Genomic DNA, 21,052 nt, shown 5'->3' with positions numbered 1-21,052 from the left:
CATGTCGTTTACGTTAGGAACGGTTTCATGAACCTCCGCTCATCTCTTGCCTGCACCTCGAGCGATATCGCTCGCTGGGGGCTGCGCTCCGTCCTTAAGCGCCAGGGTGGCGTACTCCCCGGCCGCATCGCCATGAAGATCGACCCCGAGTTGCTGAGCGACCTTGCCGGCCTTGTCGACCGCAGCGTGGTGATCACCGGCACCAACGGCAAGACCACCACCTCCAACCTCATCGCCGACGCTGTTGCCGCCAGCGGTGCCACCGTGGTATGCAACCGCGCCGGCAACAACATGGAGCCGGGCGTGGTGGGCGCACTGCTCGAAGCGCGCAGCGGCCTCAAGCGAGCCGGCGGCGGCAAGCGCGTGGGCGTTTTTGAGTGCGACGAGCTCTACACCGTACGCGTTCTGCCCAAGCTCAAGCCGACGTACTTCGTGCTGCTCAACCTGTTCCGTGACCAGCTGGATCGCTATGGCGAGATCGACCATACCCAAGACGTCATCGCCCATGCGTTGGAGCTCTCTCCAACGACAACGCTCATCTACAACGCAGACGACCCGCTGTGTGCCGCGATCGCCGCACGCGTTCCCAATGCAAGCATCGCCTTTGGCATCGACGGCGCCACCAACACCGAGTCCGACTGTATTAGCGACTCGCGCTTTTGCTCGCAGTGCAACGCCCCGTTGGAGTACGACTATGTGCAGTATGGTCAACTCGGCGCCTACCATTGCCCCTCGTGCGGTTGGGCACGCCCCGCACTGGTCCGCCGTGTGACGGGCGTGGAGCTCGGCTGCGACGGCTACGGCTTTGACCTGGTCTTTGGATCTGCGTCCGACGCGGCTGCCGTACACATCGCCACGCGCTACAACGGCCTGTACATGGTCTACAACGTTGCCGCTGCATTCTTTGCCGCACATGAGTTAGGCGTGGATACGGCGCACCTGCAGCCCACGCTCGATGCCTACGTCCCCGCCGGCGGACGCATGGGCCGCTGGGATATCGCCGGCCGCACCGTCGAGGCCAACCTGGCCAAGAATCCCGTAGGCTTCGATCGACAGATCCAGTCCATTAAGACGGCGGGCGGCAGACTCTGCGCTTTCTTCCTCAACGACAACGACGCCGACGGACACGATGTATCGTGGATCTACGACGTCGACTTTGAGCGCATCGCCGGCACGCCGGGTCTTGTCGCCTTTGCCGGAGGCACGCGTGCGCACGACATGCAGGTACGCCTCAAGTACGCCGGCATCGATGCCGCGATAATCTCGGACGTCGCCCAGGCAATTGGCGCCGTGGCAGACGAGGCTGCCGGCGACACTTTCTACGCCGTCGCTAACTACACGGCCTTCCCGCCGCTGGTCAAGGAGCTCGACGGGCTGAAAGGCGCTGCCGCCGACGCTGTTGCCGGGCGCGCCGTAGCCCGTGCCGACGGCAGCGCTCTTCCTGTCGGCATCGCACCAGTCGAGCTTTCGCGCCCGCTGCGCATCGTCTACCTGTATCCCGATGCCCTTAACCTCTACGGCGACGGCGGCAATGTTATCGCGCTCGAGCGCCGTTGCGCCTGGCGTGGCATTCCCGTTCGCGTGGACGAGGTCCGTATGGGCGAGTCACTCGATCTCACCGATGCCGATATCGTCATGATGGGTGGCGGCTCCGACCGCGACCAGCTAGCCGTGGCACACGAGCTGCTCGCCCAAAAAGACAAGGTCGCGGCCTATGTTGAGGATGGCGGCTCGCTGCTTGCCATCTGTGGCAGCTATCAGCTGCTCGGCCGTTCGTACTATATGGGCGAGAATCGCATCGAGGGTCTGGGGGTCATTGCCGCCGAAACCGTACGCGGCTCCGACCGCCTGATCGGCAACGTCGCCGTCAAAACCGATCTGTCACCCGAGCCCTTTGTGGGATTCGAGAACCATGGAGGTCGCACCCTGCTCGACGCAGACGCCACGCCACTCGGAACGTCCGTCGTCACGGGTACCGGCAACAACGGCGACGACGGCTTTGAGGGTCTGATCTACAAGGGCGTCATCGGCACGTACCTACACGGACCGGCACTGCCCAAAAACCCCGAACTCGCCGACTGGCTGATCGCGCATGCCCTCGAGCGCCGCGGCGATGCGCAGGCCACAGCCCTGCTGCCGCTCAAACCCCTCGACGACACCTACGAGCACGCCGCCCACGACGCCGCGATGAAGCTCCTCCCCTAACGCCTCGCCACCACAAAGGGGACAGGCACCTTTGTGGTGGTTTTTCAGTTTGCCAACGATATGTGAACGGCTAAAAAAGTCTGCTATACTCTTTCCCGCTGTCCCCATCGTCTAGCGGCCAAGGACGCCACCCTTTCAAGGTGGATATCGCGGGTTCGAATCCCGCTGGGGGCACCATTTGAATTGAAGAGCCCGTTACCCTCGCGGTAGCGGGCTTTTTGCTACCCATGCGCCGGGATTCGAACCCGACAGGGTGCGGAGCTGAGGAAACGCGAAGCGTTTTCCAGCGCAGCACGCAAGGAGCGAAGCGACGCGGCGAAAGCGGGCGGCGTCAGCCGCACGCGGACATCCCGCTGGGGGCACCATTTGAAACGAGAAGCCCGTTACCCTCGCGGTAGCGGGCTTTTTGCTACCGAAACGCCGCGGTTCGAACCCGACAGGGTGCGAACCGCGGCATCATCGCAAGGCCTGTGGGCAAAAAATAGCAAATATGAGTACTGTTACCATTTTAGTAACAGCAATTTCATGCCTTCAGAAGGCGATTTAGACGCCAGGGGTCCTACGGCGGAAGAATTGCAGGCGTTTATCAGCTATGTACTTGGACATATGTTGCGTAACAACCCATATTTTGTAAATAAATAATGCTACAGGACTTGTGACAGTACTCATATTTGACGTTTTTTGTCCACAACCCTTTATACCTAGGCAAGTCGGCGGCAAAACGGGCTTCAAAGCGTCCTTCGCAAACAAAAACCGGGGCCCGCATGATGCGGACCCCGGCTCAATACCGTGACGATATGTCAGTTACGCCCTACACGTAGAACAGGATGTCGTCGTAGGTCGGGACCGGCCAGTAGTCGGCTGCCACGATCTCCTCCATGGCGTCCACGGCGGCACGCAGCGCATCCATAGCGGGAACGACCTCGTGCGCGTACACGTTGGCCTGCTCCTGGCCATCGAGGGCCTCAGCCTTCTGATGCACGGCGTCAAGCGCCTTGATGGAGTCGTTGATGGTGGTGATGCCGTTGCAGAGCTTGTTGAGCGTGTTCTGCTCGCACTGCATGGCGGCCTCAGCACCGGCAGCACGAATAGTCTCAAGGCCCTTAGCGACCTTGGTGGCATAGGCGGTAATGACCGGGCGATAGGTACGACGCGCCTCGCGAACCATCGTGGTGGCCTCGATGTTCATGAGCTTGTTGTACTTCTCGAGCTTGCAGTCGTAGCGGCACTGGGCCTCGGCCTTGGTCAGGACACCCGTCTCCTCAAAGAGCGCGATGGCCTTATCGGAAACAAAGGCGGGCAGGGCGTCGGCCGTGGTCTTGTTGTTGGCAAGGCCGCGCTTCTCGGCCTCGATGGGCCACTCGTCGGAGTAACCGTCGCCGGAGAACAGGATGCGCTGGTGATCGGTCAGTACCTTCTTGCAGTACTCGAGCGCGGCGTCCTGGAACTTATCCTCGGGCGTACCCTCGAGTGCGTCGGCGAAGGACTTGAGCGACTTAGCCACGGCGGCATCGAGCACCAGGTTAGAGTCGGAGACGTTCTGCTCGGAGCCGCAGGCACGGAACTCGAACTTGTTGCCGGTGAAGGCAAACGGGGAGGTGCGGTTGCGGTCGGTGTTGTCCTGCATCAGCTTGGGCAGGGTATCGGCACCCAGGTCGAGCACGCCGCGCGTGGCATGGACGGAAGCCTTGCCATCGATGATCTTCTCGACGACCTCGGTAAGCTGGTCGCCCAGGAAGATGGACATAATCGCCGGAGGAGCCTCGTTGGCGCCCAGACGATGGTCGTTGCCGGCCGAGGCAACGGAGGCACGCAGGAGCTCCTGATAGTTATCGACGGCCTCGATCACCGCGGTGAGGAAGACGATGAACTGCAGGTTGTCGAGCGGGGTGTCGCCCGGATCGAGCAGATTCTCGGACTCGGTACCAAGCGACCAGTTGTTGTGCTTGCCCGAACCGTTGATACCCTCGAAGGGCTTCTCGTGCAGCAGGCAGACCAAGTCGTGGCGGGAGGCGATGAGCTTCATCTTCTCCATCATGACCAGATTCTGGTCGATGGCCTCGTTGACCTCGCCATAGACCGGTGCGAGCTCATGCTGGCAGGGAGCAACCTCGTTGTGCTTGGTCTTGGCGGGAATGCCAAGCGCCCACAGTTCATCGTCCAGGTCCTTCATATAGGCCGAGACGGTGGGGCGGATAGCGCCAAAGTAGTGCTCCTCGAGCTCCTGGCCCTTGCAGGGAGCAGCACCAAAGAGGGTGCGACCGGTGATGACCAGGTCCTTGCGCTTGCGGTAAGCGTCCTTCTTGATCAGGAAGTACTCCTGCTCGTCGCCCACGGAAGGAACGACCTTCTTGGGTGTCTTGCCAAACAGCGCCAAAACGCGCTTGGACTCACGCGAGAGCGCGGTCATGGAGCGCAACAGCGGGGTCTTCTTGTCCAGGGCCTCGCCCGTGTAGGAGCAGAAAGCCGTGGGGATGCACAGGACATCGTCCTTGATAAAGGCGGGGCTGGTGGGATCCCAAGCGGTGTAGCCACGGGCCTCGAAGGTGGCACGCAGGCCGCCGTTGGGGAAGCTAGAGGCATCGGGCTCTCCCTGGATGAGGTTCTTGCCCGTAAACTTGGTAATGGCGGTGCCGTCGTGGTTGGGCTCCAAGAAGCTGTCGTGCTTCTCGGAAGTAATGCCCGAAAGCGGCTGGAACCAGTGCGCGTAGTGCGTCGCGCCCTTGGAGATGGCCCAGACCTTCATGGCATGGGCAACGGCGTTGGCCACGTCCAGGTCGAGCGGCTCACCGCCCTCGAGGGTTGCAGCAAGGCGCTTCCAAATGTCCTTGGGGAGGTAGTCCTTCATGACTTCCTCAGAGAACACCATGGTCCCGAAGCGGTCAGTAAGTTCGGCCATACGGAACTCCCTTCGTATCGGCACCGCGTGAGAAGCGGTGTTGATTACTAACGAACGAGTCATAGCTTAGACTCGCCGTGTTTCCGCGACATTACCGTTATGTTGCCGTCGCGAAACCAATCATTGAGGTTACCCTATCGAGGCGGCGTTGCCACCCTCAACAGCCAATCAACTGCATAAATTGCAGACCTCTCCCCATGGTTTAAGGGTAGTCAATTTGGGACGGGGCTTTCTTAACTGGTATTTCGCATCAGATACCATTCAATATAGCCCCATCCTACATTGACCGCTCTGTTATAGGAAATGCCGATAGCGAAACATCTTCGATTGATATTTCCAAATAGCGAGTAAAACTCCACCGTAGCGCAGTGGTGCTGTAGAATCCTTACAACACATCACACTAATGTATCTAGAGGAGCACGATATGCGCGTCGACGAGGTTTTTAAGCAGGCAGCATCCCAGGGCACCGCGCCCGTTTCGTTTGAGATGTTCCCGCCCAAGGGCGAGCTTACCCTCGACACGGCTCGCGAGGTGGCAGGCAACCTGTGCAAGCTTTCGCCGAGCTTTGTCTCGGTTACTTGCTCGGCCGGCGGCTCGGGCAACGGTGCCACCACCGCCCCCATCGCGCATATGATTTCGAGCGAATTCGATACACCCTCGGTTGCGCACCTCACCTGTGTGGGCCGTACCCACGCCGATATCGCCGCCAAGATCGATGAGTACCGCACCGCCGGCGTGGAAAATATCCTGGCGCTGCGTGGCGATCTCCCTGCCGGCGCGACCGAGGACGACAAGCCCGCCTCGGACTACGCCTACGCCCGTGACCTCATCCCCGAGCTCGTCGACGCCGGCTTTTGCGTGGGCGCCGCAGCCTACCCCGAGGGTCACATTGCCTGCGAGGATCTCAACCTCTCGGTCGAGCACCTCAAGCAAAAGCAAGATGCCGGCGCGAGCTTCTTTGTGACACAGCTCTTCTTTGATAACGAGTGCTTCTACCGTTTTCGCGAGCTTGCCGACAAGGCCGGCATCACCGTGCCCATTACCGCGGGCATCATGCCGTTTATGGGCAAGTCGCAAATCAGCCGCATGGTCTTTATGTGCGGCGCGTCGCTGCCCTCCCCCGTCATCAAGATTCTTGCCAAGTACGAAAATGACCCCGAGAGCCTGCAGGCAGCCGGTGTAGATTATGCCGCCCGTCAGCTTTGCGACCTCAAGGAGCACGGCGCCGACGGCCTGCACCTGTACACTATGAATCGTCCTGCGATCGCCGCAACCATTATGGAGCGCCTGGGGTAATGGAAAAACCGCACATCGATACAACCGCTGTCGAAGTGCCGGCCGACCTTGCGTCGCCGGCGCTTTACCGTGTCGATGCTGCGCACCATCCCCGTGTCGACCGTGCCGAGATGCTGCGATATCTGGGTTACGGCGGCCAGCAGATTGAGCCCGAGCTGTCACGACGTATTGAGCTTGTGGTCGAGCGCCTGGAGCTGGATATTGAGCCCCGTGGCGTGCGCCGCGTATTTGCCATCGATGCCACGAGCGTGGACGATCAGGGAGAACCTTGCATTCGCTTGGTCGGCACCAACGTTGAGCTACGGGGTCGCGATATCTATCGCCATCTTAAGGACGCCCGCATGGCCGCGCTGATGGCCTGCACCCTCGGCATGGACGCCGAGCGTCGCCTGCGCACCACGGGAGCCCAACATCCCCTGGAGGGCGCCGTGCTCGACGCCGCGTGCTCCGCTTACGTGGAAGCCGCCGTTGAGCAAATGGACCAGCAGGTCAAGACGGACGCCGCCGTTCATGGGCTCGCCGGCAACTGGCGCTTTAGTCCCGGCTACGGCGACTGCCCGCTCTCGGCCCAGCGCTCGATCGTCAATGCGCTCAACGCCACGCGGCTCATCGGGCTTACCGTCACGCCCACCAGCCTGCTTATGCCCACCAAAAGCGTGACCGCGGTGATCGGCCTGTTCGACGGCGAGGTCCACGACGCCCAGACCCGCCCCACCTGCAATATCTGCCGCATGCGCGAGCACTGCCGCTTCCGCGCCGCCCACACCACCTGCTATTCCAGCCATTAGGAGCCCTCGATGTTTACTCCGCTTATCACTCATGATTCTGACGGCACTGCATTGGCGGCACCCGTTGATGCCGCACGTCGCAACGGTGCCACGTACAAGACGCGCACGATCGACGATCTGCGCATTAAGGACGATCGCCTGCGCGCGGCCGTCGAGGGCACGGGACACCTGCTGTTCGACGGCGGCATGGGCACCATGTTGCAGGCCGCCGGCATGAAGGCGGGCGCCCTGCCCGAGCTGCTCAACTTTGAGGAGCCCCAGGTTATCACCGATATCCAACGTCAATATGTCGAGGCTGGCTGTGACGTGATCACCGCCAACACCTTTGGCGCCAACGCCCACAAGCTCGACGGTGCTGCCACCGTGGCAGACGTCTTTGCCGCGGCCGTCACCTGCGCCCGCGAGGCCGGCGCCCGCTACGTCGCCGGCGACATCGGCCCCATCGGCGCGCTGCTTCGTCCCTTAGGCACCCTCAGCTTTGACGAAGCCTATGACCTCTTTGCCGAGGAAGTGCGCGCCGGCGTCGATGCGGGTGTGGACCTCTTTATTATCGAAACCATGACCGACCTTGCCGAGATCAAGGCGGCCGTCCTCGCCTGCCGCGAAAACTCCGACCTGCCCGTCTTTGCCACCATGACCTTTGAGGAGGACGGCCGCACCTTCCTGGGCACGAGTCCCGAGGTTGCCGCCATCACGCTCGATGCCATCGGCGCCGACGTTTTGGGCATCAACTGCAGCCAAGGACCGGCCGAGCTCCGAGGACTCGCCGCACGTATGCTCACCGTTACCGACAAACCCGTTATGGTGCAGGCCAATGCGGGACTCCCCCATGTGGACGACGACGGCAACACCGTCTTTGATATCCAGGCACCCGAGTACGCCGAGGCCGTCGCCGGCATGATCGCCGACGGCGTGAGCGTCGTGGGCGGCTGCTGCGGCACCACGCCGGCGCACATGGCAGCGCTGCGCACGCTTATCGATAACCACACGCCCAGTCCGCGCCACCGCAAGCCCAGCATGTCGGTCACAAGCGCCCAGACCGTGGTGGACCTCCCCTGCGATGGCCACAAAATCGCCGTCATCGGCGAGCGCATCAATCCCACCGGCAAAAAGCGCCTGCAGCAGGCCCTGCGCGACGGCGATCTGGACTACGTGGTGAGCCAGGGCATCAGCCAGCAGGAGCAGGGCGCCGACATCCTGGACGTCAACGTGGGCCTGCCCGAGATCGACGAGGTCAAGATTATCCAACAGGCCACCGAACAGCTCCAAGGCTCCACGCTCCTGCCGCTGCAGATCGACTCCACCGACCCCGCAGCCGTCGAGGCCGCCGTGCGCCGCTACGCCGGCAAGCCCATCATCAACTCGGTCAATGGCAAACAGCAGATCATGGATGAGATCTTTCCGCTGGTCGCCCACTACGGCACCAACGTTGTCGGCCTCACGCTCGACGAAGGCGGCATCCCCGATACCGCCGAGGCCCGCTTCGCCATCGCCGAGCGCATCGTGGCCGAGGCTGCCCGCTACGGCATCGGACCGGATCGCATCCTCATCGACTGCCTGGTCATGACCGCCTCGACCAATCAACGCCAGGCCGAGCAGATCCTGCGCGCCATGTCCCTGTGCAAGGAGCGTCTGGGCGTCAAATGCGCGCTCGGCGTGTCGAACATCAGCTTTGGCCTGCCTGCCCGCCCGCTGCTGGGCTCGGTCTTTTTGGCCGCCGCCTTCGGCGCGGGCCTGGACGCCCCCATCATGAACCCGGGTTCCAAGCGCTTTATGGATACCGTCTACAGCTATCGCGTCCTGAGCGTTGAGGACGAGGGCTCGACCGGATACATCGAGCGCTACGCCGGCTGGACCGATCCGTACAAGATCGCCGCCAACCCGGCAGCAGCTCAGGCCGCATCGAGTGATGCCGCGCCTGCCGCGGGCACCGCCACCAGCGTTGATGATGACCCCATCCGCCACATGGTCGTCTCGGGCCGCAAAGGCGAGATCGCTGCCGAGACCGAGCGTCTGCTGACAGACCACGACGCCATGGACCTCATCAACAATCACTTTATCCCCGCCCTCGACGAGGTCGGCGTCCTCTTTGACCAGGGCAAGTTCTTCCTGCCGCAGCTTATGGCCTCGGCCGAAGCCGCACGCGTGGGCTTCGACACCATCAAGCGCCTGATGCCCGCCGGCGAGATTGCCGACAAGGGCAAGATCTGCGTGGCCACCGTCAAGGGCGATATCCACGACATCGGTAAGAACATCGTCAAAATGCTGCTCGATAACTACGGCTACACTGTCTTTGACCTAGGCCGCGACGTCGACCCGCAAGAGGTGCTCAAGACCGTGCAGGAGCGTGACATTAAGCTCGTCGGCCTCTCGGCGCTTATGACTACCACGGTCGTCGCCATGGAGGAGACCATCAAGCTGCTCCATGCCGAGGTTCCGGGCGTCAAGATCATCGTGGGCGGCGCCGTGCTCACCCCCGAGTATGCCAAGCAGATCGGCGCGGACTACTACGCCAAGGACGCCGCCGAAAGCGCTCGTATCGCCGAAGAGGTCTTTGGGCAGTAACACAACGGAAACAACCGAGCACCAAAACGTGCCGCATGCGCCACTTGGCACGTGTGGCACGTTAGAATAGACAAGACTATGCTCGTTTTGGCAGATAGGAGCGCAAGGATGGCGATCACGCCCGCAGAAATCGCGGAAACCCGCGGCATGGTTGAGGAGCAGAACCTCGACATCAGGACCATCACCATGGGTGTTTCGCTCATGGGTTGCGGTGACGAGAACCTCGACTGCATGTGCACGAAGATCTACGACCACGTGACGCACACGGCTGAGCATCTGGTCGAGACCGCCGAGAACCTCGAGCGCGAGTACGGTATCCCCATCGTCAACAAGCGCGTTTCCGTCACCCCGGTGGCGCAGATCGCCGCGTGCTGCAAGGATGAGGACCTCACCCCCATCGCGCATGCCCTCGACCGCGCGGCCGAGACGCTCGGCATCGATTACCTGGGCGGCTTCTCCGCACTCGTCCAGAAGGGCATCGGCGACGCCGACCGCCGCGTCATCCAGTCCATCCCCCAGGCGCTCGCTACCACGAGCCGCGTCTGCTCCAGCGTCAACGTCGCCAGCCTGCGCGCCGGCATCAACATGGACGCCGTGCTTATGGCCGCCCAGACCATCATCGATGCCGCCAAGCTCACGGCCGACCAGGATTCCGTCGGCGCCTCCAAGTTTGTCTGCTTTGCCAACATGGTCGAGGACTCCCCGTTTATGGCGGGCGCCGTCCACGGCGGTGGCGAGGCCGACGCCGTCATCAACGTAGGCGTCTCGGGCCCCGGCGTTATGGCCGCAGCCCTGGAAACGCTGCCCGACTCCGCATCGATGATGGAGGTCGCCGAGAAGATTAAGCAGACCGCCTTTAAGATCACCCGCGCCGGCGAGCTCATGAGCCGCGAGGCCGCCCATCGTCTGGGTGTCGAGAAGGGCATTGTCGACCTGTCGCTGGCTCCCACGCCTGCCATCGGCGACTCCGTCGCGCGCATCCTCGAGATCATCGGCGTGGGCACCTGCGGTGGCCCCGGCACGACCTGCGCGCTTGCCATGCTCAACGATGCCGTCAAGAAGGGCGGCGTCATGGCCAGCTCCAGCGTGGGCGGTCTCTCCGGCGCCTTCATCCCCGTGTCCGAGGACGCCGGCATGATCGCCGCCGTCGAGGCCGGTGCACTTTCGCTCGAGAAGCTCGAGGCCATGACCTGCGTGTGCTCCGTTGGCCTGGACATGATTGCCATCCCCGGCGACACCCCGGTCGAGACCATCGCCGGCATCATCGCCGACGAGATGGCCATCGGCGTCATCAATAACAAGACCACGGCCGTCCGCGTGATTCCCGCCATCGGCAAGGGCGTGGGCGACTGCGTCGAGTACGGCGGCCTGTTCGGCCGTGCACCCATCATGCCGGTGAACCCCAACGCCGGCACCGTGCTCGCCCACCGTGGTGGACGCTTCCCGGCACCGCTGAACTCGCTGAAGAACTAGCTGAGGGGTTCGGGCGAGGAGCCCCGGGGAGGGCAAATATATAAGGTCGCCTGCTCGGACAGTCCTGACTCGCACGGAGAGCACATTAAGTGCTCTCCGGCTCGTGCGGAACTCGCGATCGACCTTATATATTTGCCCTCCCCGGGGCTCCCGCACAACGGGACCTCGGTTGAGTTCTATCCCGGTTGCAGTCGCTTCGCTCCTGCACCACATGGTCGATACGGCGGTTTGGCGTTGGATCGGTTCTTTCTGATATATGCTGGTTGCGGCTCTTCTCTTGGGAGGAGTCGCTTTTTTGTTGCTAGGAGGTTGGCCCGTGGTTGATGGGGATGCTCGCTCTGAGCTTCTTTCTGCTGATTGGAATGACGAATGGATGCGCTTGCAAGCTGATCGGCATCGGGCTGATGATCCTTTTGAGTGGGATAAGCGGGCTCGGCATTTTCGGCCGTTGGAGACTGCCCCGTATGCCCGGGACTTTATGAAGCTGTTGGCGTTAAAGCCTGGTGAATCCGTGCTTGATATGGGGTGTGGAGCTGGGTCGATTGCTATTCCGCTTGCTCAGGCTGGGCATCCTGTGATTGCGGCCGACTTCTCCCCTGCTATGTTGGGCACGCTTGATGCTGGCATTGAGTACTATGGGCTCGAGGATCGCATTACGCCGCTTGAGCTTGCTTGGGATGATGATTGGGATTTGGTTGGACCGGTCGCGAAAGCGGTGGATATTGCCTTTGCCAGTCGGTCGGTTACGACGACCAATCTAAAAGGTGCGCTTGCCAAGCTCGACCGTACGGCTCGTCGGCGTTGCGCTGTCACGATGGTCGCCAACTCCAGCCCGCGCTATGATCTGCACTTGATGAACGCCATTGGTGCCTCCGTTACCTGCAGCAATGGCTTTGTGTATGCTTTCAACATCCTCATTCAGATGGGTGCGTTGCCGCAGGTTACATACTTTGAATCGCCTCGTCGCGATACCTTCGATAGCCTTGAGGCAGGTGTGGCGGACTTTTCTCGCATGCTCGAGCATGGCAACGAGGATAAGGTCGACTGCCTGCGCGACTACATCGCTCAACACATGATTGAAACCCCCATGCCGGTGAGCCGGGCTCCAAGGGTGTGCCACAGGGGCGCTATATGCTCGATCATGTCCGTAAGGTTCGTTGGGCGTTTATTGCATGGGATCCGGTCTCTGCACCCCGCTCATAGCCTGTTCGCAGCCCGCACCGCCCACTCACTCGGCATCCGCATTCTTTTTGAACTGGGCAAACGCGCTCCACACTGCGCCGTTCCTGCGCTATCGTGGGACAGCTCACGTAGATTAAGGCCCCGTCGCGGGGCGCCCCATACATAGAAAGCGAGAACCCATGGCACTGACAGGAGCCCAGGTCAAGCAGCTTCGCAGCATGGCCCATCACCTCAACCCCGCCATCATCATCGGCAAGTCCGACGTCAACGAGGGCACCGTCGAGCAGACGGTCGCCTACCTGGAGAAGCACGAGCTCGTTAAGTGCTCCGTGCTCGATGGCTCCAGCCTTTCCGCCCGCGAAGCCGCCGAGGAGCTCGCCGAGCGTTGCCACGCCGAGGTCGTTCAGGTCATCGGCCGCAAGTTCTCGCTGTATCGCGAGTCCTCGCGCAAGGACATCGAGAAGATCAAACTCGTCTAAGAGCCAATGATCCGGCGAGCCAACACATAGCAAGCTTACGGGTGCCCAAGTACTTCGGGCGCCCGTTTTTTATCGCTCGACCAGCACGCGATTGAGCCGTCCCTCCACCAAGCGCTCGTATAGACGCCGCGTCTCGGGCTCGGGCACGCCATTGACCTGCTCCCTCAGATGGTGCATATGCCCGCTGTATAGCTCGACGATATCGCGCCGCCGCCCCGCCGCACTGTAGACGCGCATGGCGCAGCGCACCATATCCTCACGCGCCGTTTCCTGTCGAAGCCCCGACTCCGCCAGCCAAATCGCCGACTGCAGATCGTTTTCTTCTAGAGCGGCATTGGCCCCCTTAATCATGCAATCGATGTACTTTGACTGCATAATGCGTCGCATACGCAAAAAGTAGGTGGGGTTACAGCCATTGGGAACATACAGCGGTCCGGCATAAAGCTGCTCAATCTTAAGGCACAGCTCAACTAAATGGGGCCCGCGCGCACCCGTGCGATTTCCCAAAACCTCACGGCTTATCTGGTCAAACAGCCGTACATCGGTCTTGACGTAGTCGCCGTTGAGTCCGATGCATTCATTTTGGATGAGCACACACGACTTGCCATCCGGCGTCGGTCCCAAAGCCGACCGCAAGCGGGATATCGTCGAGTACAGGTTATTGCGGGCGCTATTGAACTCGGCATGGGGCCACAGCTCCATGGCCAGCGTCTCACGATCGACGAGCGCATCCATGCCCAGTGCAAGCCGCTCGGCAAGTGTCGCCGCCTTCTTGCGGCGCCACATTTTGTCCGTGATGGGAAACCCGTCGCGCTCGGCGCGAAACGCACCAAACATGCGAATCTCGATATAGTCGATGGTATCAACGGCTTCAACCTCGCCGGCCTGGAACAGGCGCTCGCCCTCCCCTTCCAAATCGTCGCGCAGCGAGTACCGCGACAGCTCGCGCACGGGAAGCTTCTTGCGTATCCTGCCCGCCGGCTCGCCCAGACAATGCATGGCAAGGCGCGCAAAGAGCCGATACGATGGCTCTAGAATCCCCGCACGATTCATGGACATCCAGGCCGCAAGATCGCTATCTCGTCCCGCGCAGGCCAAATGCAGCGCCACCATCCAGGCCTCTGCGCCACCAACCTGCGTCTGGCTTATATCGAGTAGCTCCGCTTCCTCGCGCACCGAAACCATCGAGGTGTTACGCAGATATGCCGCGCGCTCCAGCAGCAATGCGTTATCGCGCATGTACGCAATCGACTCCTCGGCAAGTTTGAGCACTTGGACCGCACGGAACTTTGCATTAACCGGCCGTCCCTCTGCCAGCGACTGCCAGCCTTCTAGCAACAGGCCAAACAGCTGAATCTGGTTGTCGCGCATGCGCACAGCAAAACGATCGAGCTCGTTGAACGCCGCGTCGTCGGTTACCGGCAGGCCGGAAAGGAGCCGCCGTGCCGCCAACACCATGCGCACCCAGATAGCCATCGCCTTAAGCCCACGTACGTCGAGCGCCTCCCGCACCACCGTCATCTCGTCGTCGCGCTCGTCGGTTCCCGCAAACGACCCGTCAAAAAGCTCCACCAGCATGCTATCGGCCCGTATAACAATCCCCGCGATGTCGAGCTCACAGTCGTAGGCCTTGCTCGTTTTGAGCTGCTGTAGAACGCCGCCGTCATCTCCCCGTTCGGTCAGGCATCGCTTGACCTCGATATGCGCGGACAGCATGTCGAGTGCGGTGTGGGACGTCTCTATTTCTGGCACGGCCAGGTTCGTAGGAAGCCCAAGCCCGTTGTCCCCATAGCAAACAGCCGTCAGTGTCTGGGCCGCCCTCCATGAAACAGGGTCTATTTCGCAGGCCGCCCGTTCGCCCCCGCGCTCGATGACCGATGCCATATAGCGAGCGAGCTTTGTATTGGACACGCTGACCGCCGCCAGATATACGCCGAGCGCCTCGGCAGGCATTGGCTCTGGAGCCGGATCGTCGGCATCGATCGTGCCCAGCGCTGCTCGGCAGATATCGGCCCCGTGCCCCGTCAGAGCCAGATCGACCCCATACTGCCCAGCAAGTTCAAGGACCGCTTCACGGTCCAAAAAGGCGTCCGCCAGGCCCATCGCCGCATCGCATCTACCCGCCTTAAGCAAAATCCGGGCCGCCCTCGGAACAAGCTCGGGGCGAACCTCGGCCACCAACTTGCGCAAGCGCAAGCGTCCGTTATCCTCCGTGCCCAGACACGTAAAACTCCGCTCGGCGGGATCCAAGCCAAAGATCGGGTAGTCGCGTACAAAGTAGGACTGGTCGACCATCGACAACCTCACCCCACAGGCCTCGAGTTCTGCGATATTGCCCTCGCCCATCAAAACCATGAGACATGCCACGCAAAACAGCGCATTATTGTCGAGCGAAGCCAGATCGACAAGTGCCGCGCCATATACGTTGACAATCTCGTTTTCGAGCAGACCGGCTACGTCGCCTTGGCCATACAGACCCGTCTGCAATGCCGAAACGAGCTCGGGCACGCCCTGCGTGAGCTGATAAAAGTCGAGCGATGTGCTGATCGAAAACGCCGATGCCCACGCCGAATACTCATAGGCATGCACCTTGAGCATCTGCGCATTGATCTTAACCGAATCGCCCAGCCCATGAATCAGCTGACGATTTGAAGGACGGCAGGAGATAAAGACCCCTATCCCCATAGCGCGCAGGCCGCGAATCCTGTCGATGAGGTCTTCGGTATCGTGCTGATCGAGGTTTGGCACATTATCAATCGCGATAAGGGAGTGCGGTTTGTCTTTGAGTTCTTCGGTAACCACCTCGAGCTGCATAAACACCTCGCGCCCAATGGCGCGATCGGCCTCGATAATCCGCACGGGGCCTCGCGTCGGGTCGCATTTAACCTCATGGGTGTACTGCAGCAGCACCGAGGTCTTCCCAAACCCGTCGGGCGCATAAAGAACCACGATGCCGGCCTTTCGGCCCTTGGCGAGAAGCTCATTCATCAAGCGTTCGCGTCGCACCATATAGCCACCGCCCAGCGGCATCAGCTCGAGATCGTCCATACTGCCCAAATCGTTTACCATGCCCGCTCCTCAACTCGACCGTATGGACACTGTAACCGCAAGACCATACAAGCCGCGCTATGAATAGAGCGACCTTGTGTTTTAGGTTGTCTTTTGGTACGCAAGCGGCAAGTTTTTGTACAGCGAGGGCCGATTGTTATTAATCCCCCGACTAATCGGTCTTTAAGCAGGTAAATGAGCTTGTCAGCTTGTCCCATTTAAGCGGCAGTGTAACGCAGATGAACAAGGTTCAGCCATGTCATTCAACTCGCCTAGCACCCGCTACCGTCTACGACCTTCTAGTGGCATTTTTGCATAGAATCTGGTATGGAATGAATCAAGCTGTTGGGCATCCGGCATTCGTCAAGCTTGCGCCAAGATTTTGGTCAAGCGGGCGGAAAGGGATAGCAAAAAGGCCCCCGCAAAGCGGAGGCCTTAGGCAAGGCTATGTCGAGGTGCAGGATTCGCGCTACTCGCAGAGCGAAAGGGCGGCCTCGTCGGCAACGACAACGCAGTTGGTGTGCAGCTGCAGGATCGAAGCCGGGCACTCGGGTGTAACCGGACCATAGCACATGTCATGCACAGCCTGAGCCTTGGCCTCGCCGTTGGCGACGACCAGGATCATGCGGGCATACATGATGGTCTGGGTACCCATGGTGTAGGCCTGACGGGGAACATCGTCGATGCTGTCGAACAGGCGGCTGTTGGCCTGAATGGTGCTCTCAGTGAGGTCGACGCAGTGCGTACCCTTGGAGAAGTGGTCATCGGGCTCGTTGAAGCCGATGTGGCCGTTGTTGCCGATGCCGAGCAGCTGCAGATCCGGGTAACCGGCGTCGGCGACGATCTTGTCGTACTCAGAGCAGGCAGCGGCGGCGTCGGGGTTGGAGCCATCGGGCACATGCGTGTTGTTCAGGTCGATGTTGATGTGATCGAAGAAGTTCTCGCGCATGAAGTAGTGATAGCTCTGGGGATCGTCGTGCGAAAGGCCGCGATACTCGTCCAGGTTGTAGGTGCTAACCTCGGCAAAGTCGACGTCGCCCTTCGCGTACCAAGCAGCGAGCTGCTTGTAGGCACCGATCGGGGTGGAGCCGGTGGCAAGGCCCAGCACACAGTCGGGCTTGAGGATAACCTGCGCCGAGATGATATTAGCGGCCTTGCGGCTCATATCCTCGTAGTCTTTAGCTTTAATTATCTTCATTACGCGTCCTTTCTCGTACAAGAGAGGCAAGGCTCCCTTACAAGCACTTGCCCGCGGCCCGCGTCGGCCGCAACCAACGTGTGCGGCCACCAGGGCGAGGTCGCGTAATGTATGTGTCTCGTGTCTAGCCGCGTCGAGGCCCCTGCCCGTCCACGGTGACCCGAAGCTGTTTAGCCTCGGACAAATCCCATCTTGCCACGGAGGGCGTCCTCTTTCAAGGGCGCCCTCCGTAAACGTGTTTGAATTGTAGGCTAATGGCCACGTGCACTTGCTAGCGCTCGCGAGCAACGATGAGTTGGTCCATCTCTTCGACATGCACGCCAACGGAGCCCTTGATGCTTGAGAACTCAACGGAGTTGCACACCAAGATGGGAACCGTCACATCGTAGCCCTCGGCAGCAATTGCCTCGCGATCGAACTCAATGAGTACATCGCCCTTATGGACGATGTCACCCACTTGCGCATGTACGGTAAAGTGCTTGCCCTCGAGCTGAACAGTGTCCAAACCAACGTGGATGAGCACGTCCAAGCCATCGACCGTGTTAAGCGCAACGGCGTGTCCCGTGGGAAAAATGGCCTCGACCTTGGCGTCAGCCGGTGCAATCACACGCGTTCCGGTGGGCTGAATCGCCACGCCCTGGCCCAAAAGGCCAGTGGCAAACGTCTGATCGTTTACCTCGGAAAGCGGAATGACGTCGCCCGAGATGGGAGCATCCAGCGTAAGGACTCGACCACGCATACCAAAAGACCTTAGGACTTTAGTGAACATGCTCCCCCTCGGACATACCAATCAATCAAAATAACCTCAACAGTTTACCACTTGGCAACGGTTTTTGACCATTAGGGAAGTTCGCGCTTGACAACCTCGACGATGTCGTCAACAACGCGCTGGGTCAGCTCGTGCGTCTCGGCCTCGCCCATCACGCGGACCAGCGGCTCGGTACCGCTCGGGCGCACCAGAATGCGGCCGCGGCCGTCAAGCTCCTTCTCGGCAGCAGCGACGGCATCCCAGATGGGCTGGCAATCGTCCAGACCGGCCTTGTTGTCCGAATGCACGTTGACGAGTACCTGCGGGTACTTCTTCATGATACCGGCAAGATCGGTGAGGGTGCGACCGGTGCGCTTGAGCACGGCCAGCAGCTGCAGAGCCGTCACCAGGCCGTCGCCGGTGGTGTTGTGCTCCAGGAAGATGATGTGGCCGGACTGTTCGCCGCCGATGACGGCGCCGTCCGCGAGCATGCGCTCAAGAACATAACGGTCGCCCACGGCGGTCTGAACCATCTCGAAGCCCTGCTCCTTCATAGCGATGGAGAAGCCCAGGTTGCACATGACGGTCGAGACGATCTCGGAGTTGGCGAGCTTGCCGCGAGCGGCGAGGTCAGAACCGCAGATAGCCAGGATGTAGTCACCGTCGATCTCATTGCCCTCGCTGTCCACGAACAGTACGCGGTCGGCGTCGCCGTCGTGGGCCAGGCCGATATCGGCATGGGTGCGCAGCACGAGCTCGCGCAGGGGCTCAAGGTGAGTGGAGCCGCACTCAACGTTAATGTCGGTGCCACAGTAATCGGTGTTGATGGCATGGACCGTGGCGCCCAGGCGCTGCAGCGCGGCAGGCGTAGTCTGGCAAGAAGCACCGTGACCGCAGTCGACGGCAACGACCAGACCATCGAGCCTCAGGCCATCAAGCGTATCGATGGCGTGGTCGACGTATGCCTTGCGAGCGTCCTTCATCTTGATGATGTGGCCCACGCCGGCACCGGTCGGCAGCGTGTCGGCAGCCATAGCTTCCTCGGACATGACCCAGGCGCTGATCTCTTCCTCGACCGCATCGGGAAGCTTCATGCCCTTGCGGCTAAAGAACTTGATGCCGTTGAACTCCGGAGGATTGTGCGAAGCAGAGATGACGATGCCGCCGTCGAGCTCATTTTGGACAGTGAGCAGCGCCACGGCCGGCGTAGGGATAACGCCGCAGCAATGCGGGCGGCCGCCCTCGGCCATAATGCCGGCGGTCAGAGCACTCTCGAGCATAGTGCCCGAAAGACGTGTGTCGCGACCGATGCAAATGTCCGGACCAAGGAACTTGGTCGCCGCACGACCCAGGCGAAACGCGAGGTCACACGAGAGGTCGGCGTTGGCGACGCCACGGACGCCGTCGGTACCGAAGATGTTCTGGGGCATAGGATCGCTCCTTCCCAAGTAGGCAAAACACAGTCGCCCACTCTAGTCGAAAATGAAAAGCGGGACCCGCCGAGCAATCGGCAGGCCCCGCTTGTACATTGTATCTCGTAAGGAGATAAAACCTTAGCGCTTGGAGAACTGGGGAGCGCGGCGGGCCTTCTTGAGGCCGTACTTCTTGCGCTCGACCACGCGAGCATCGCGCGTAAGGAAACCGGCCTTCTTGAGGTCAGCACGGTAGTCGCCAGCGTTCAGAAGAGCGCGAGCGATGCCCAGGCGCAGAGCGCCGGACTGACCGGAGATGCCGCCGCCATCGCACAGAGCGATAACGTCGAACTGACCGGCGGTATCGGTCACCTTGAAGGGAGCAAGGGCGTTCTCAACGAGCTGATGACGGCCGAAATACTGCTCGGCGTCACGCTTGTTGATGGTCACCTTGCCGGTGCCGGGGACGAGACGGACGCGGGCGACGGCGTTCTTACGACGGCCGGTACCCTGGTAGACAACGGTGTTCTCAGCCATCTTTAAGCCTCCAGCTCAATCTTCGTGGGGTTCTGGGCAGCATGCGGATGCTCGGCACCAGCGTAGACCTTAAGCTTGGTCATCTGGGCACGGCCGAGGGTGGTCTTGGGCAGCATACCGCGAACGGCGCGCTCGATGACCTTCTCCGGGTGCTTCTCCATAGCCTGGCGGAAGCTCTCAGCCTTGAGGCCGCCGTTGTAGCCGCTGTGGCGATAATAGGTCTTCGTGTCGGCCTTGTTACCGGTAAGCTGGACCTTATCGGCGTTGATGACGACAACGAAGTCGCCGCAGTCGCTGTTGGGCGTGAACTGGGGCTTGTTCTTACCGCGCAGGATCATTGCGATCTGGGTGGCAAGACGGCCCAGGACAGCACCATCGGCGTCGACGAGAACCCAGTTGCGCTGGACCTCGCCCTGCTTGGCGTAGTGAGTCGATTTCGAAATCACTTAGACTCCTCCATGTACAGTACGTGTTGTTACAGAGATTCACGGGGCTCTGCAAGTAACCCGTCCATATTACCCCGCTCGCCGTACGAGTCAACAGGTATTTTGACTCCGACCAGAGTTTCTGCACATGTCATCCACGAGCCGTGATTTTCCAGCTCTTTAGCTGTTGTCATTTTTTGAGGGTTCGCCGTCGCTAGCGCTCAACGAACTCTTGGATTTCCGCGAGCAGGCGCTTTGCCTCCTGACGGCCCTGGATATACAGGTCCAAAAGCTTTGCCGAATCGTGCTCGACATGGCCGACCTCGACCGGCTTTTGCGGAGCAACGACCAACGCGCGGCCCTCGCGCTCATACTTCCACAGGTGCATGCGCTGGATGTTGTAACGGTCGTGACGTGTTTCGATAGCCTCGAGCAGATAGGGGTAGTCGGCATAGCGGGCGCGCGCGGCAGGCATAAACTCGTAGGGCTTTTTCTCGTATGAGCGGTCCTGCGTGACGATGACGACCGCACGGTCGAAGCCCGCCTCCTCCAGCACGTGCTCGATGGGGATCGAATCGGCCACGCCGCCGTCGACGTATTTGTGCCCGTCTATCTCGACCGGCGGTGTCACCAGCGGCAACGAGGTCGATGCGCGCACAGCGTCGAGGTCAAGTACGGCGCTTTTGACCGGCAGGTACGCGGCGGTTCCGAACAGCATGTCCGTCGCAACGGCGTACATCTCGATGGGGCTCGCATCAAACGTCTCGTTGTCAAAGGGATCCAGGCGGTCCTGGAC

Annotated in this window: 15 protein-coding genes and 1 tRNA gene; 8 read left to right on the top strand and 8 right to left on the bottom strand. The window is 60.9% G+C overall.

Annotated features, from left to right (window positions below):
* Positions 1–27: 27 nt before the first annotated feature.
* The gene (locus AB5Z54_RS08550) at positions 28–2,205 is read left to right on the top strand and encodes a MurT ligase domain-containing protein (RefSeq protein WP_368161216.1); all 2,178 of its coding nucleotides are present in this window, start codon (positions 28–30) and stop codon (positions 2,203–2,205) included.
* A 100-nt stretch (positions 2,206–2,305) separates the two neighbouring features.
* Positions 2,306–2,382, top strand: a tRNA-Glu gene (locus AB5Z54_RS08545).
* Between the two features lie 634 nt (positions 2,383–3,016).
* Here AB5Z54_RS08545 and AB5Z54_RS08540 read toward each other — a convergent pair.
* Complete coding sequence (locus AB5Z54_RS08540) at positions 3,017–5,104, bottom strand: glutamine synthetase III family protein (RefSeq protein ID WP_368161214.1); 2,088 nt, start codon at positions 5,102–5,104, stop codon at positions 3,017–3,019.
* A 424-nt stretch (positions 5,105–5,528) separates the two neighbouring features.
* Here AB5Z54_RS08540 and AB5Z54_RS08535 point away from each other — a divergent pair, with 424 nt between their 5' ends.
* The 6 genes from AB5Z54_RS08535 to AB5Z54_RS08510 all read left to right on the top strand — a co-directional run bounded on the left by AB5Z54_RS08535 (position 5,529) and on the right by AB5Z54_RS08510 (position 12,888).
* Complete coding sequence (locus tag AB5Z54_RS08535) at positions 5,529–6,401, top strand: methylenetetrahydrofolate reductase (protein WP_118080934.1); 873 nt, start codon at positions 5,529–5,531, stop codon at positions 6,399–6,401.
* Complete coding sequence (locus tag AB5Z54_RS08530) at positions 6,401–7,189, top strand: hypothetical protein (RefSeq protein ID WP_368161212.1); 789 nt, start codon at positions 6,401–6,403, stop codon at positions 7,187–7,189. The genes AB5Z54_RS08535 and AB5Z54_RS08530 overlap by 1 nt, the downstream gene beginning before the upstream one ends.
* A 9-nt stretch (positions 7,190–7,198) precedes the next feature.
* Positions 7,199–9,754, top strand: coding sequence for a homocysteine S-methyltransferase family protein (locus AB5Z54_RS08525; protein WP_368161210.1), 2,556 nt, complete (start codon positions 7,199–7,201; stop codon positions 9,752–9,754).
* A 108-nt stretch (positions 9,755–9,862) separates the two neighbouring features.
* Positions 9,863–11,227 (top strand): PFL family protein, encoded by a 1,365-nt coding sequence (locus AB5Z54_RS08520; RefSeq protein WP_368161209.1) that lies wholly within the window; start codon positions 9,863–9,865, stop codon positions 11,225–11,227.
* A gap of 316 nt (positions 11,228–11,543) precedes the next feature.
* Positions 11,544–12,575, top strand: coding sequence for a methyltransferase domain-containing protein (locus tag AB5Z54_RS08515; protein ID WP_368161208.1), 1,032 nt, complete (start codon positions 11,544–11,546; stop codon positions 12,573–12,575).
* Between the two features lie 13 nt (positions 12,576–12,588).
* A complete protein-coding gene (locus AB5Z54_RS08510) occupies positions 12,589–12,888 on the top strand; it encodes a YhbY family RNA-binding protein (protein ID WP_006234690.1) in 300 nt (99 codons plus the stop codon).
* Positions 12,889–12,957: 69 nt separating this feature from the next.
* Here the strand turns inward: AB5Z54_RS08510 and AB5Z54_RS08505 are convergent, their stop codons facing one another.
* From AB5Z54_RS08505 to AB5Z54_RS08475, 7 genes are all read right to left on the bottom strand, one after another.
* Positions 12,958–15,957, bottom strand: coding sequence for an AfsR/SARP family transcriptional regulator (locus AB5Z54_RS08505; protein ID WP_368161206.1), 3,000 nt, complete (start codon positions 15,955–15,957; stop codon positions 12,958–12,960).
* A gap of 448 nt (positions 15,958–16,405) precedes the next feature.
* Positions 16,406–17,134 (bottom strand): glucosamine-6-phosphate deaminase, encoded by a 729-nt coding sequence (gene nagB, locus AB5Z54_RS08500; RefSeq protein ID WP_195246024.1) that lies wholly within the window; start codon positions 17,132–17,134, stop codon positions 16,406–16,408.
* A 271-nt stretch (positions 17,135–17,405) separates the two neighbouring features.
* Positions 17,406–17,873, bottom strand: coding sequence for a PTS sugar transporter subunit IIA (locus AB5Z54_RS08495; RefSeq protein ID WP_306421699.1), 468 nt, complete (start codon positions 17,871–17,873; stop codon positions 17,406–17,408).
* A 101-nt stretch (positions 17,874–17,974) separates the two neighbouring features.
* Entirely contained in the window at positions 17,975–19,312 is a 1,338-nt protein-coding gene (glmM, locus tag AB5Z54_RS08490) for a phosphoglucosamine mutase (RefSeq protein ID WP_368161204.1), read from the bottom strand.
* Between the two features lie 123 nt (positions 19,313–19,435).
* Positions 19,436–19,831, bottom strand: coding sequence for a 30S ribosomal protein S9 (rpsI, locus tag AB5Z54_RS08485; RefSeq protein WP_022094634.1), 396 nt, complete (start codon positions 19,829–19,831; stop codon positions 19,436–19,438).
* A 2-nt stretch (positions 19,832–19,833) separates the two neighbouring features.
* A complete protein-coding gene (rplM, locus tag AB5Z54_RS08480; protein WP_022094635.1) occupies positions 19,834–20,277 on the bottom strand; it encodes a 50S ribosomal protein L13 in 444 nt (147 codons plus the stop codon).
* A gap of 193 nt (positions 20,278–20,470) precedes the next feature.
* On the bottom strand, positions 20,471–21,052 hold a 582-nt coding region (locus tag AB5Z54_RS08475), incomplete at its 5' end, for a patatin-like phospholipase family protein (protein WP_368161202.1).

This window comes from Collinsella aerofaciens (assembly GCF_040910185.1).
Lineage (GTDB): Bacteria > Actinomycetota > Coriobacteriia > Coriobacteriales > Coriobacteriaceae > Collinsella > Collinsella aerofaciens_BF.
This window is presented reverse-complemented; position numbering and strand designations above follow the sequence as displayed.

Excerpts from the sequence above, each read along its gene's own strand:
- rpsI (WP_022094634.1), bottom strand. The coding sequence starts at position 19,831 with ATGGCTGAGAACACCGTTGTCTACCAGGGTACCGGCCGTCGTAAGAAC.
- AB5Z54_RS08495 (WP_306421699.1), bottom strand. The coding sequence starts at position 17,873 with ATGCGTGGTCGAGTCCTTACGCTGGATGCTCCCATCTCGGGCGACGTC.
- AB5Z54_RS08530 (WP_368161212.1), top strand. The coding sequence starts at position 6,401 with ATGGAAAAACCGCACATCGATACAACCGCTGTCGAAGTGCCGGCCGAC.
- glmM (WP_368161204.1), bottom strand. The coding sequence starts at position 19,312 with ATGCCCCAGAACATCTTCGGTACCGACGGCGTCCGTGGCGTCGCCAAC.
- AB5Z54_RS08550 (WP_368161216.1), top strand. The coding sequence starts at position 28 with ATGAACCTCCGCTCATCTCTTGCCTGCACCTCGAGCGATATCGCTCGC.
- AB5Z54_RS08510 (WP_006234690.1), top strand. The coding sequence starts at position 12,589 with ATGGCACTGACAGGAGCCCAGGTCAAGCAGCTTCGCAGCATGGCCCAT.
- AB5Z54_RS08535 (WP_118080934.1), top strand. The coding sequence starts at position 5,529 with ATGCGCGTCGACGAGGTTTTTAAGCAGGCAGCATCCCAGGGCACCGCG.
- AB5Z54_RS08520 (WP_368161209.1), top strand. The coding sequence starts at position 9,863 with ATGGCGATCACGCCCGCAGAAATCGCGGAAACCCGCGGCATGGTTGAG.
- AB5Z54_RS08505 (WP_368161206.1), bottom strand. The coding sequence starts at position 15,957 with ATGGTAAACGATTTGGGCAGTATGGACGATCTCGAGCTGATGCCGCTG.
- nagB (WP_195246024.1), bottom strand. The coding sequence starts at position 17,134 with ATGAAGATAATTAAAGCTAAAGACTACGAGGATATGAGCCGCAAGGCC.
- AB5Z54_RS08525 (WP_368161210.1), top strand. The coding sequence starts at position 7,199 with ATGTTTACTCCGCTTATCACTCATGATTCTGACGGCACTGCATTGGCG.
- AB5Z54_RS08540 (WP_368161214.1), bottom strand. The coding sequence starts at position 5,104 with ATGGCCGAACTTACTGACCGCTTCGGGACCATGGTGTTCTCTGAGGAA.